Source organism: Paenibacillus monticola (genome assembly GCF_009664975.1).
Taxonomy (GTDB): domain Bacteria; phylum Bacillota; class Bacilli; order Paenibacillales; family Paenibacillaceae; genus Paenibacillus_AQ; species Paenibacillus_AQ monticola.
In genome coordinates, this window is sequence record NZ_WJXB01000011.1 from 120,710 (window position 1) to 134,196 (window position 13,487).

General features: G+C 47.3%; 9 protein-coding genes. 3 read left to right on the top strand and 6 right to left on the bottom strand.

What is annotated here, in order from left to right:
• The first annotated feature begins 95 nt into the window (after positions 1-95).
• Both GJB61_RS23420 and ilvD read left to right on the top strand, forming a co-directional pair.
• On the top strand, positions 96-1,136 hold the full coding sequence (locus GJB61_RS23420; protein WP_154121444.1) for an acyltransferase family protein: 1,041 nt from the start codon (positions 96-98) through the stop codon (positions 1,134-1,136).
• Positions 1,137-1,487: 351 nt separating this feature from the next.
• Positions 1,488-3,173, top strand: a complete 1,686-nt coding sequence (ilvD, locus tag GJB61_RS23425) for a dihydroxy-acid dehydratase (RefSeq protein WP_154121445.1) — start codon at positions 1,488-1,490, stop codon at positions 3,171-3,173.
• Positions 3,174-3,312: 139 nt separating this feature from the next.
• Here the strand turns inward: ilvD and GJB61_RS23430 are convergent, their stop codons facing one another.
• Positions 3,313-4,710, bottom strand: coding sequence for a polysaccharide deacetylase family protein (locus GJB61_RS23430; RefSeq protein WP_154121446.1), 1,398 nt, complete (start codon positions 4,708-4,710; stop codon positions 3,313-3,315).
• 245 nt (positions 4,711-4,955) lie between these two features.
• Between GJB61_RS23430 and GJB61_RS23435 the strand changes: the two genes are divergently transcribed.
• Positions 4,956-6,140, top strand: coding sequence for an AI-2E family transporter (locus GJB61_RS23435; RefSeq protein WP_154121447.1), 1,185 nt, complete (start codon positions 4,956-4,958; stop codon positions 6,138-6,140).
• Here the strand turns inward: GJB61_RS23435 and GJB61_RS23440 are convergent.
• The 5 genes from GJB61_RS23440 to GJB61_RS23460 form a co-directional block, all read right to left on the bottom strand.
• Positions 6,101-7,903, bottom strand: coding sequence for a peptidoglycan D,D-transpeptidase FtsI family protein (locus GJB61_RS23440; RefSeq protein WP_229522400.1), 1,803 nt, complete (start codon positions 7,901-7,903; stop codon positions 6,101-6,103). The two genes, GJB61_RS23435 and GJB61_RS23440, sit on opposite strands and share 40 nt — an antisense overlap.
• A 247-nt stretch (positions 7,904-8,150) precedes the next feature.
• Complete coding sequence (locus GJB61_RS23445) at positions 8,151-10,217, bottom strand: methyl-accepting chemotaxis protein (RefSeq protein WP_154121448.1); 2,067 nt, start codon at positions 10,215-10,217, stop codon at positions 8,151-8,153.
• A gap of 60 nt (positions 10,218-10,277) precedes the next feature.
• On the bottom strand, positions 10,278-11,240 hold the full coding sequence (locus tag GJB61_RS23450) for an acetylxylan esterase (RefSeq protein WP_154121449.1): 963 nt from the start codon (positions 11,238-11,240) through the stop codon (positions 10,278-10,280).
• A 343-nt stretch (positions 11,241-11,583) separates the two neighbouring features.
• Complete coding sequence (locus GJB61_RS23455; RefSeq protein WP_154121450.1) at positions 11,584-12,606, bottom strand: glycoside hydrolase family 130 protein; 1,023 nt, start codon at positions 12,604-12,606, stop codon at positions 11,584-11,586.
• Between the two features lie 43 nt (positions 12,607-12,649).
• Positions 12,650-13,483, bottom strand: coding sequence for a carbohydrate ABC transporter permease (locus GJB61_RS23460; protein WP_154121451.1), 834 nt, complete (start codon positions 13,481-13,483; stop codon positions 12,650-12,652).
• Between the last annotated feature and the right edge of the window lie 4 nt (positions 13,484-13,487).

Sequence of the window (13,487 nt, forward strand, 5' to 3'; positions counted from 1 at the left end):
TATGATAGCGCTTTCTAATGTGACTTTATTCACAATTATTATGCAGATAAAATTGTATTTTAAAATTAAAGTATTTGCAGTAAGGAGGGGCCAACATGTTAGGAGAAAACTCACTGGAGGCGCGCGGAGAAACGTTTTTTCTGAATCTGCGCTTTCTGCTTATAGTCACTGTTTTTACCGGCAATGCAATTGAACCGCTGATTGGAACATCGAGCGGATTGCATAGTCTGTATATGTGGATTTTCAGCTTTCATATGCCTCTCTTCGTACTTGTTACCGGCTATTTCGCCAGAAAGAGCATGACTGGTGCTGCCGGACGCAGAATGCTCATGCAGATCGGATTGCAGTATATTATTTTTCAAAGCCTATATTCCATGTTGGATGCTTCTCTGTTTCATGTGAACGGTATTCATCATTCCTTCTTTGCTCCTTATCTACTCCTCTGGTTCCTGGCCAGTCACGCTTTCTGGCGTTTGCTTATGCTCGGCATGGGCAAATGGGCACCTGCAGGACAGATAGCTTTCGCATTATTCGCAGGCGTGCTGGTCGGTTATTTGCAGCTTGACGGAGTCTGGTTCAGCATTAGTCGTACTTTTATATATTTACCTTACTTTGTCATTGGCTATCATTTTTCTTTCCCAGCTCTTGTCCGTATATATCAGCAATGGACCAAAATCGCCGCTGCCACTGTTTCCATACTTCTGTTTATCATTCTTATGATATGGGGCACTAACCTTCCTCTCGGCTGGTTATATGGAAGTATGACCTATATGCAGCTTGGACATCAGGAATGGTACGCAGGGTTATATCGTCTCGGAATCTACGGCTTGCAGCTTGCTGCCTCTCTAGCCTTCCTAGGCTGGGTTCCCTACGGTGTGAGCCGAATGACCGATTGGGGACGCCGCACCTTGTATGTCTTCTTGCTCCATGGGTTTGTTGTCCGCTTAGCAGCCATATCCGGATTGTACGCTTATATCGGTAACAGCGTCGGTGCCATTCTGCTTCTGCTCGCTTCGATCAGCCTGACTGTGCTGCTGGCCCAGCCGACAGTCAAACGCCTGCTCCATCCATTGGTAGAGCCGTCAGTGAGTTGGATGGTTACCCTGCAGCGCGCAGCCTTGCGGCGTTCATTATAAATCACTTTCAACAAAGCCTTTCCCCTATGGGGACAGGCTTTTTTTTCGGCCGCAAGCAACCTATGCCGAGGGATAAACTTCACATTGTCCGGTAGAAAAAAGCTGCTTTTTGTGATAGACTCACTATTAACAATGGCTGGTTCGCTTATTGAGGCGGCTTCCGTTTGTTCTAATTTATGCTTATTTTAGCTCATTTTTTATAGAAACGGCTTCGACCTCCTTCTGCCTTAAGAAGCTGGACCCCGTTATTTCTATAAACCGCATATCCGTAGCTACTTACAATGTAATGCGTTAATGCGACACTATATTTTATCATTTTATTTTCAATTTATTTGGGGAGGAATTATTACCATGGCAGTGAAGAAAATGCGTTCAGACATGATTAAAAAAGGCTTCGACCGAGCTCCACACCGTAGTCTCCTGCGGGCGGCCGGCGTTAAAGAGGAAGATTTCGGCAAACCATTTATTGCGGTCTGCAATTCCTATATTGATATTGTGCCAGGGCATGTGCATCTGCAAGAGTTCGGCAAAATTGTCAAGGAAGCGATCCGCGAAGCTGGCGGCGTACCTTTTGAATTCAATACAATCGGCGTAGATGATGGTATTGCAATGGGACATATCGGCATGCGTTATTCTTTACCAAGCCGGGATATCATCGCTGACTCGGTAGAAACTGTGGTTGCCGCACATTGGTTCGACGGTATGGTCTGTATCCCTAACTGCGATAAGATCACCCCAGGTATGATGATGGGTGCACTGCGTGTCAACATCCCGACCATCTTTGTAAGTGGTGGACCGATGAAAGCCGGTGTAGACAGCAAAGGCAAGAAGTTATCCCTAACTTCCGTATTCGAAGGCGTAGGTGCTCATTCTGTTGGCAAAATCAACGATGCTGAGCTGCTGGAATTAGAACAATTCGGTTGTCCAACCTGTGGTTCTTGTTCAGGTATGTTCACAGCCAATTCTATGAACTGTCTCGCTGAAGCATTGGGTTTGGCATTGCCAGGTAACGGTACAATCCTTGCTGTAGCTGAAGAACGTAAGCAATTCGTACGCGATTCCGCAACACAACTGATGGAACTGATCAAGCTGGATCTTAAACCACGTGATATTGTAACCAGAGAATCGCTGGATAACGCTTTTGCACTGGACATGGCGATGGGCGGCTCTACCAATACCGTATTGCACACCTTGGCTTTGGCTCAGGAGGCAGGTATCGAGTATCCACTTACACGTATTAATGAAGTAGCAAACCGTGTACCGTACCTGTCCAAGCTGGCTCCAGCTTCCGACTACTTTATCGAAGATGTGCAGCGTGCAGGCGGCGTCAGTGCCGTACTGAATGAGCTGTTGAAGAAACCAGGTGCCCTCTTTGGTGATTGCATGACCGTAACTGGGAAGACACTTGCCGAGAATGTAATGGGCCATGAAATTCTGGATACCAACGTCATCCATACCCTGGACAACCCTTATTCCGAGGTTGGCGGTTTGTCTGTTCTTTATGGCAATCTGGCTCCACAAGGTTCTATCATCAAAGTCGGTGCTGTTGATGCTTCCGTAGGCGGCTACCATAAAGGTCCAGCGATCTGCTTCGATTCCCAAGAGAGCTCACTTGAAGGTATAGCCAATGGCAAGGTCAAAGAAGGACATGTTGTCGTTATCCGCTATGAAGGTCCAAAAGGCGGACCTGGTATGCCAGAAATGTTGTCTCCTACCTCGCTAATTGTCGGCATGGGTCTTGGTGCCAAAGTCGGCTTAATCACCGACGGCCGTTTCTCTGGTGCTTCCCGCGGAATCAGTATCGGTCACATCTCACCTGAAGCAGCTGAAGGCGGACCGATCGCTTTTGTCGAAGATGGAGATATCATTGAGTTGGATCTGAATAACCGCACAATCGAACTGCTTGTGGACGAGGAAATATTGGCTGTTCGCCGTGCGAACTGGAAAGGCTTTGAGCCTAAGGTTACTACTGGCTATCTGGCTCGTTATTCCAAGCTGGTTACCAATGCAAGTAATGGTGCGGTCCTGAAGATCTAGTACACACTAAAATCAAGAGTTGATGAATACGTAATAAAAAGAGCAGTTCCCCGCAATGATTTCATAGCGGTGAGACTGCTCTTTTTGTTGTGCGATACTTAATTATAAAGTGCCTATCTTTCGGTTATTTAACAGTAGATCAATGCCCAACTGTAACACCCGGCAGTTCAGCTTCCACTACAGATTCCTTGAGTGCCAGTTCTTCTTCTTGCTTGCGCTCACGTTTTTTCACTGTCTTCTCATGTGAAGCCCGCTGATTCATCTGATCCAGCAGTTGCGAGACCGGCATCAGAATCATCTTCGGCACAAGCAGTTCGCTCCGCTCCTTAAGCCGTGCTCCACCTGCTGGATGAATGACACTTAACAATATACTTAGATAGAACTTGGTAGATCGAGCGAACAAGCCGTCCGGCAGATCAAGTACCGTAAAGCCAAATTTCTCCGGCCCCCGATTAATCATGCTCACACCGTAAAGTGCCTTCGCCTCTGCAAGCCCTTCGTCACTGGCTATTCTCTCCGCGAGTACTGGCAGATCCTTCTCCATCCGCCGGATCATCCGAATCGCTAGCTGCGCAGAAGAACGGGAATGAATGCCCAGCTCGAACAGCTGGCGGTTATCAATATGCAGCTCAATAACCTTATCGCCTTTGTTCAGTACACTGCCACCCTGCATCTTTATGGGCCCGCCTTGATACTTTCGTAACCGATAGTGCAGAAACGGGTCTTCCGGAGAGATGGTTCTGAGTTGAAAAAGGAATTGAAATACCTGCTCCCAAGCTAGCCAGAGTCCTACGATCAGACGTTTTCCATAGGAAAGCTTCTGAACCGGTGAATTCTCCGCCATCTTAATCATTTCATCGATTCGAATACTGCGCAGCGCCCGGTTTTGGGCCACTTCCAGCGTTCGCTCCAAAGCAACAAGCATGTGCTCCGGTGCATCCTGATCAGCACCCAGCGTCGTTCCACTATCATGCAGAAGCATAACCTCGCCTGGATTCAATCTGACTAACATCTTCTCGGTGAGCCGATCTGCACCAAGCTTCTCACGCCAATCACCGAACATCGCCGACCAGAGTACGATTTGTACCTGACGGCGCTTAGAGATATCGAACAAATTGACAATTCCCCAGGGTGGACGGTAATAGGTGCTGCGCTCGCCGGTAATATTATAGATAATATCCGCAGTCCGTTCAATCTGTCTCCGCACAGTAGCAGGACGCATCAGCCAGTTCGTCTTGTGAACATAGTTATGAATCCCGATGAGATGTCCCTCAGCATGCATGCGCCGAATTAGATCCGGATAGCGCTCCGCATTGGCACCAACCACAAAAAAGGTAGCCTTGGCCTCATAACGCAGAAGCAAATCGAGCAATTGAGGCGTAAACCTGGGGTCCGGCCCGTCATCAAAGGTCAACGCGAATTCCTTACTTCCAGTTCCTTTACGAAAAACGCGATAACCAAAAATCCGACTGATAAGACCAGGGATAAAAGCATAAAATGACGAGATATAAAATAACCAGAGCAACAAAGTCTGCATGTGAAATTCCCCGCTTTTCGAAGAGTTGACTTTGGCTCGCCTTACATCTGCAAGCAGATCCTGTTATACGGCCAAGTAGAGTATAGTACTCCGCTTTTTTGCGGATATGTAGTGTATCACAAAAAAACGTTACCCCCTATTTTAGCACAGCTATCAAAGAAATAGACGATTTTCAAGCAAAATCGTGTACAATGAATTCAAGTTAATTACCTATCAACTTATTTGAAAAGGAGTCGTTTATATTCATGCTGCCTCTCTACAAAAAATATTGGCGCACCTTCTTCGATATTGGCCTAATTGTGCTCACTGTATATCTGGTCATGTTCGCCTTCAGCAAGCTGTATCAATTAGCCGCCCCCGTGTTCTTGTCCTTCTTTGTATTCATGCTCATCGAACCACTGGCCCGTGTATTGAACCGAAGGGGACTGGCGAAACCTTTTGCTTCTGCCATATCCGTCCTGCTCTTTCTCATAGTGCTGCTCGGAACGCTGTTTGGCGCCGGCCTTCTTATTGTTTCACAGGTCCTTCACTTTCAGGATAATCTTCCAAAGTATACATATGTGGTCCAACAGCATTTTATGGAGTTCACAACCTATCTTCAGCAAAAGATCGACACCTTGCCCCCGGATCTCACCGTTAAGGTCAACGGATATTTCAAGGATGCTACCGATATTCTTTCTGCCTGGCTTATCGTTTTCTTCAAATATATGATCGGTGTTCTCGGCTCGTTCTCTTCCTTTATGGCTAATTTCGGAATCGCTATTATTTTGGCCTTTTTTCTCAGTATGGAGATTAAGGACTGGCGGAAAATCGCCCATGACCAGATGCCAAAGACCTTCAAGACCGCCTTTGCCTTTTTGCAAGGTAACGTATTTAAGGCGATCGGCTCTTATTTAAAAGCACAGCTGATTCTAATCAGCATTACTTTTGTCATTGTTCTAGTCGGCTTGTTTATTCTGCGAAGCGGTAATGAAATTACAATGGCTTTGGTATGTGCCATCTTCGACGTGCTGCCGCTGTTGGGAGTATCAACTATTCTAATTCCCTGGATTGTCTATCTGTTTATCGTTGGCAATACCTCCCTTGCGATCGGCTTGATCATCCTGCTCGTAATTGTACTGGTTGTACGTCAACTGCTTGAGCCGAAAATTACCGGCAATTCCATCGGCGTCTCCTCAGCTTTTCTCATGCTCTCATTCGTCATTTTGTCCACATCGGCTTTTGGTGTAGCTGGATTAATCCTGTCGCCCATTCTGCTTATCCTGATCAAAGAGCTGCTGCAGCAGGGTTATCTCCAGCGCTGGATCTTTCTGCCGCAAGAGGAGTTTATCGTCTCACCATTCGCGGCTCACGAACCTGATTCAGCAAGAGAGCGCGGACATGAAGAAGCTCATGCACCGGAGGACTCGGATAGCAGATCCAGTACCTGACCGAACAGCTTCGTCGCCGTATGAGGACTTCCTGGAACCACATTCTCCACAGCTACCGACACCGCGTACCTTGGATGATCCACTGGGCCGTAGCCAATAAACCACTGGTTGTTGCGTGGCACTCCCTTAACCAGGGTCTGGGCTGTCCCCGACTTGCCGGCAACCGGCCAGTGGGTGTGCTGCAGACGGCTCCCAGTTCCTTCGGTCACCACCTTGCGCATCCATGTAAGAAGCTGATGCGCAGTAGCCGCCGATATTCTCCCTGCCAAAGAGGGCGCCAGATGACCTGGCAGCTGCTTCAGAATCTGCCCATTGGCAAAGCTCACTTTCTGCAGAATACGCGGTGCCCTTACTTCCCCGCCGTGCAGCAGCGTCACGATCAGATTGGCTGCCTGAAGCGGTGTCACCTTTACATCTCGCTGGCCAATCGCCGTTTGCACTCTAGCTCCGCTGTCATCGGGAAGCAGAGACATAAAGATGGTTCCCGGCTGTTCGCCAGCCAGCGGTTTCAGTAGCGGCAGGCCCAGCGTCTGCTCCGCCTGCCAGCTGATATCTCGTCCCAGGCCAAGCGCCAGCGCAGCCGATTGCAGCTGGACTCCGCTCAGGCGTTCCGCCAGCTCAGCAAATACAGTATTACAGGATACGGCGAACCCTTGGGCAAGGGTAAGGGGCCCGTGTCCTATTCCTTTGAGACAAGTCAAGCCATATTTCTCATACTGACCCGAGCAATAAAATTTCTCTTCGGGATCTGTTACTCCAGCTTCCAGGGCGGCTGCAGCCGTTACAATTTTGAAGATTGATCCAGGTATTGCAGCCTGAAGGGCTCGATTATTCCACTCGCCACTCTGCGGAGAGATTTGCTCCGGATTATAGAAGGGCAAAGATACCATAGCCTCAATGTCCCCGGTTTGAGTATCCAGCACCACTACTGCTCCCTCCTTCATACCCGACTTGACCGCCAGTTTCTCAATTCCCTCTTGCAGCTTCTTATCAATCGTTGTGTATAGAGACAATGGATAATAAGGATTGCCTGGTACCCTTACCTTAATCGGGCTTCCCGGCAGTCGATTGCCACGCGCATCTACCTGGGCATACGCCTCAGTATGACCCACACCCCGGAGCAGCGGCTCCAGTGTTTTCTCCAATCCATCAGTGCCTGTCAATGGAATTCTAAGGCCTGAAGGTGAAGCTTTACTCCCCGATGGGGCAACCGCCTCAGATAAATATCCAAGCCATTGCCGCCCCGTTGACTTGCCATCATATCTGCGGGCAAAAGGCAGCACACTTACACCATCAATTCTTAGTGCAGTCACTTCTTCAGCTTGCGCTGGTGTAAGCGCCATAGGAGTCTCTGCAGATTGTGAAGGCCATAACAAAGGTTCCTTCAGAGCAGAACGCCTGTCTTGCAATTCCTTGTAGCTAACGCCCAAGATCACAGCAAGACGGTGCAGCGGACCGGACTGACTCCCCTCCTGAACCGACGCCTTCTTAACTTCCTCCTGCGGAAAAAAGGCCGCAGTCCAAACCGTTTCACCGGCTAATGGCTCACCATTCCGGTCATAGAGGCGCCCCCGCCCGCTATCCAGTATGGTCTCCCGCTCACTCTGAATCTCTGCCATTTTAGCCAGCGAATATCTGGCTCCCGGAACTGTCTGATCCTTCATCACCAATTGGAGCCAAGCCAATCTCAGGATCAACACTGCTAGTACGGCAGATAAAATAAAGAATCCGCCGATGATACGCTTTCGGCTGAAGTTGCGCAACGCCTTGCCTCCTGACCAGAGTTTTATTGTCCTTATTATGTCCCACTCCACATTTCTCAGACGGTCCTTGTATCATTGGAATATTAGGACTTCTTGGCCTCGAAATAGGATAGGTAGGTGTTCTGGGCGACCGTTTCTATATTCTCTAAGCCGCAATAGGCCAAAAAAAGCTAGCAAGTCTCCAATAATCGGAAACTTGCTAGCTTTTCAAAAAAATAAAAATCAATGACTCTTAAAAAATATCTATTTAGACCCTGAACTTCGATAATCCTTCTCTCAGCTTATGCGATGCATTCTCCAGACTGACGGAAAGCTCTACCAGGTGGGCGCTTACGCCTTGCTGCTCTCCACTGAGCGAGGCTACTTCCTGGGAAGATGCCGATGACTGTTCAGCTACTGCACTTACATTGCTCATTGTTTCCGACAGTACACCTTGTGATTGGTTTAGACTATCTATCGACATTGTCACTGACTCCAGACGAGCAATGAAGTGATTCATCTGCTCCTGTACGGATTCGAAAATATTACTCGTATCCTGCACCGAGATTACCTGATCTTTAAAGAGCGGTGCTACCTCCGACAGTGCAGCCACGGTATCATTCATTTCTATCATAATTCGGTCTGTTATGTCCCCCACAATAGCAATATTGCGTTTAGATTGATCCGCAAGCTGGCGTATTTCACTAGCTACGACCCTAAAGCCATGTCCCGCCTCACCCGCACGGGATGCTTCGATGCTAGCGTTTAATGACAAAATATTGGTTTGCTGTGTAATACTTTTCATTACATCGAGAACTCTTATGACAGAGGACGTAGTGTCTTTCAGTTCATTCACTTTTCTAACCAGTGTATTCGTCATATCTCCAGTGAGATTCGTTCTGACCAGTAACTCTTGCAGCTTGTTGACGCCTTCCTCACTAGATTGACCCACGTTATGTGCCATGTTATCCATTTCATGGGTAGCTGTGAGGACTGTATTCATCTGCTCGGAAATCTGCCCTGTTAGTCCATTGCCCCGATCTGCTTCCAAGGCTAGACTGCCAGCACCGCCGGCAATTTCTTCGGTTGCAGCAGCAATGTCTTTGGCTGAATCAGCAGTCTTATGCGAAGCAAGGCTAAGCGCATCTGCCGTCACTAGGACCTCGTGCGCTGTCTCGTTCGTGTGCGTTACTAGCTCTGTAATACGCTCCATCATCATATTGAAGGAAGAGGACAGCTGCCCAATTTCATCGCGAGATGTAACGGTAGTACGCACACGAAGATTTCCTTCTGCCCCCTCAAACATCAGATCCTTCAAACGAGTCAAAGGTCGAGAGACCATACGAACCATCCACAGCCCAATCAGAATGGCAACTACCGCAGCAGCAGCTACAGCTATATAAGTTGTCTGCAGGATGCGATTCGCGTCTTTGAATAGATTCTCAGAGGGTATTACGCCCAGAAGTCTCCATCCAGAACTGGCTAATGTACTATAAACCGCCAGTATAGATTTGCCCTGCTCATCAACTGTCGGCATGGAACCCGAAGTCTGTCCCACTCCCTTTAGAAGGGTTCCACCTAAACTCAGATAGGAGTCACTCCCCTGATGCTGGGAAGAGGCAATAAGTTCATCCTTGCTAGTTAGCAACTGAATATAGGAATCCACTCCCAAATTCACTTTACTAAGCTGATTCTCCAGTTCACTGACCTTGATATCACTGACAGCTATGTACCCTGTATCTTTGGTACTGCCCTCAATCGATTTTGCATAATGAATTACTCCAGATGTATCTCCTTTTTGCACGGATTGAGTAAGCCATTGACTTTGCGGCTTGTCCTGCATCTGTTTGAACCAAGACGCAGCCCTTGCGCCTTCAATAAAAGCTTTATCTTTTGTTCCGGCAGCAGATATCGGCAAATTCGCCTTCATAGGTATAAGATAGACAGCTTGTACACCTTTGACCCCAGAGAGCCCCTCGTTTAGTTCAATAACAATCTGGCTGGACTCTATCGCAATTTCTTGGCTGCTGGCACCTTCAAGATTAACTTTATTGAACGCAGCCTGAATTTCCCTGTTATGAAATACCTGCACCAAGTTATCCTCAAACCTCTGCATCACAACATTAATCTTCTCGGCAGTCTGAACAACAGTCTGCTGACTCGAGGATAATGCATTGCGCTCGATCGTCTGCTTGGCAACAGAATAAGACGTATACCCAAGTGAAAGCACAAGCACCATTGTCGCGATAAAAAATACGAGAAAAAGCCGTAACCCCAACGATTTGGAGGGGTTCAGCCGATTTAGAACACTTACTCTTTTTGCTTTTGTCTTCAACAAATTATCCACCCGCCATCATCTACAGTTATTCTTGTAATTGTCTAAAACGTTACAAGTTTACAAAGTCATGAATGCTTGGAGGGCTCTATCACCAAGATATGGAAGATACTCATGACCGTATTCATAATAAACCATAAGTTCCTTTGACGCTGTGATTTTGTTGTATACTGCAAATTGAGTTGAGGGTGGGCAGATCGAGTCGGCTAAACCGGTTACCCATAAGACCTTAGCCTGGATTCGCTCAGCTAGATTCTGAATATCAATAAGTCCAAGTCGGTTAAAAATCTCATCCTCACGCAAATGATGCGGATCAAAAAAACGGAAGTAATAGTTTATTTCCTCATAAGCCGAGGTTGTAATATCTAGATCCCAAGCCCGCTTGTAATCGGAGAGAAAGGGATAGACTGGCACAGCTAACGCTATGCGCGGTTCAAGAGCTGCACAAGCAACCGTCAATGCCCCACCTTGAGACAAGCCATAGGCACCTACTCGTGACGGATCTACCTCTTCCATCGACATTAGTATTCTGGCTGTCTGCGCTGTATCCAGAAACACATTGCGATAATACAGATTGTCCGGATTAGGATCATCGATGCCGCGAATAATATGACCACGAATGGTCGTTCCCTTTACAATAAGATTATCCTCAGACAAGCCGCCCTGACCGCGGCAATCCATCGCCAGCACACTGATGCCATGCGCTGCATAGGTTACCTTCTCCATCCAGTCGCCGCTGTCGCAGGAGTATCCGTGGAACATGACTACGCCGGTTCCTTTTTCAGTCACCGTCTTCTTTGGTCTTACATATTTACAGTGTATTCTCGCACCACCTACGCCTGTAAAATACAGATGAAAACATTCTGCAAGTTCACTGACAAATTCAGCTGGCACCAGCTCGTAATCTAGTGTCTGGGCGTCCAGTTCCTGCAGAGCCCGCTCCCAGAACAAGTCAAAACCCTCTGGTCTCACACTGCTCCCTTTGTACTCTTTTAATTGTGGCAAGGTCATATCGTTGGCCAAAATATTTATCCTCCTTAGGGTTGGGGGTAGTTCAATTCACGCAAAAAAATGCTTGGTGCTATTAGCGTAACTACGAGGAATGTTGGGCTTACGATCGCTGTTGTCCTCAGATTTCTTTGATTCATACCCGCTCCAGCGGTTGAAATCTGAGGACAAAGGCGAACGCTAACGCTTCTCCAGCTCCAAAATTCCTCTCCGTTACTACAGCACCGTTTATTTCGCAAAGATGAACTAAATCCAATAACTCGGATTTAGCAGAAAGAGCAGAAACGGAAAACCAGCGTGCATGGTTTTCCGTTTCTGTAGGTTTACACTGAATTAAACATTAGCGAGTAGATCCAACTTAGATTTTACCCAAGCCAGCATCGTCCCCAACCTCTTCATGGGTGTCGATGACGTAGTTGACAATTTCTTGGATGGTTGTGTAAGCAACACCTACATAAGTGTCGGCAGCGCCATAATAGATGGCGATCCGACCGGTTTCAGCATCATGCAGGGTTGCGCACGGGAAGAGAACGTTGTTCACAAAACCTCTCTCTTCATACCATTCTTCCGGTGTCAGCACAAAGTTCTTGGAACGGTATTTCACTTTGGAAGGCTCATTAATATCTAGAATTACAGCACCCATACTGTAGACGAGGCCGTTGCAGGTTCCTGTAACGCCATGATAGAACATCAGCCAGCCTTCGGAGGTTTCGATTGGAGCCGGTCCACCACCGATTTTGACACTTTGCCACCAGCCTTGGCCGCCTTTGGTCATTACATGGCGGTGTTTGCCCCAGTAGACAAAATCAGGACTTTCGCTCAAGAACACATCACCGAAGGGAGTGTGACCGCTGTCGCTCGGACGGGACAACATAACAAAATTACCGTTGATTTTCTTGGGAAACAGCACACCGTTGCGGTTAAACGGCAGGAATGGATTTTCGAGACTGACAAATGTTTTGAAGTCCTGAGTTTTGGCTACGCCGATAGCGGCACCGTAGAAATCTGTACACCAGATAATATAAAAGGTATCTTCCACCTTAACCAGCCGTGGGTCGTAAGCATACCGCGGCATATAAGGATTGCCTTCTTCGTCTACAAATTGAATCGGCTCATCATCAATTTTCCAATCGAGGCCGTCTGCACTATATCCCATTCGCAGATGGGGACGGGTAGTATTATCCTCAACACGGAATACTCCGAGAAAGCTTCCTTCATACGCGGCAACCGCGCTGTTGAATATACGGGCAACGCCTTTTGCCGGATTTCTCTTAATAACCGGGTTATCACTGTGTCTCCAGAGCGGATTCGTGTATCCTACCGGTTTCTTCTGCCAAGGCATATTCGGCAAGTTATTTCCAATCAACTGTACTTCTTTCATAGTTAAGACTCCCTCCAAGTGTTATTGCAGTTTGTTGAGTACTCTATTTCACTGAACCTTGCGAAAAGCCGTTATAAATATACTTTTGCAGTGCTGTGAAGATAACCAATGTCGGGATAATCGCAATCATAATGGCGGCACAAATAACTTCCCACTGTGATCCGTACGGGCCTTTGAACTTGAACAGCGCAGTGGAGATTACCTGCAAATCACTCTTCGGCATGTACAAAAACGGGGTATAGAAATCATTATAGATATTTACGCCTTTTACAATGATGACCGTCACAATAGCCGGCTTCAGCAGCGGCAAAATAATTCTCCAATAAATCGTCCAATACGAGGCCCCATCGAGCATTGCTGATTCATCCAGCGATTCGGAAATGGTATCCAGAAATTGCATGAATATATAGACAGCGATAATATCTGTTCCCAGATACATCAATATGGGCGCCCAGCGTGTATTAAACAAATCCAAAGAGTTGATAATCTGAAACGTAGCCACCTGGGTAGTAACCGCCGGAATAAGTGTAGCTACCAAAAAGGCACCCATTAACAACGCACTGCCTCTGAATTTAAAACGGGACAAGATATAGGCCATCATAGAACCTGTAAGCGTCGCACCCACGATAGAAATAACGAGAATAATGAGCGTATTCTTAAAGCCAAGCAGCATCTTGCCATCGACAAATGCCTTGGTATAATTCGAGAAGTTCAACCAGTTATCCGGCAGTGTCAACGGTCCTGTTGAAGCATACTCGGCATTAGTCTTAAGCGAAGCAAACAGCACCACCACAATCGGAATCAAAGCCGCTAGCGCTCCCAAAATCAAGGTGAGGTATTTGAATACACTGGCTGTGGTATATTTTACATTATGCATATTC

Bases quoted from the DNA above. Each gene is read 5' to 3' on its own strand.
- GJB61_RS23435 (WP_154121447.1), top strand. From the start codon at position 4,956: ATGCTGCCTCTCTACAAAAAATATTGGCGCACCTTCTTCGATATTGGC.
- GJB61_RS23420 (WP_154121444.1), top strand. From the start codon at position 96: ATGTTAGGAGAAAACTCACTGGAGGCGCGCGGAGAAACGTTTTTTCTG.
- ilvD (WP_154121445.1), top strand. From the start codon at position 1,488: ATGGCAGTGAAGAAAATGCGTTCAGACATGATTAAAAAAGGCTTCGAC.
- GJB61_RS23430 (WP_154121446.1), bottom strand. From the start codon at position 4,710: ATGCAGACTTTGTTGCTCTGGTTATTTTATATCTCGTCATTTTATGCT.
- GJB61_RS23455 (WP_154121450.1), bottom strand. From the start codon at position 12,606: ATGAAAGAAGTACAGTTGATTGGAAATAACTTGCCGAATATGCCTTGG.
- GJB61_RS23460 (WP_154121451.1), bottom strand. From the start codon at position 13,483: ATGCATAATGTAAAATATACCACAGCCAGTGTATTCAAATACCTCACC.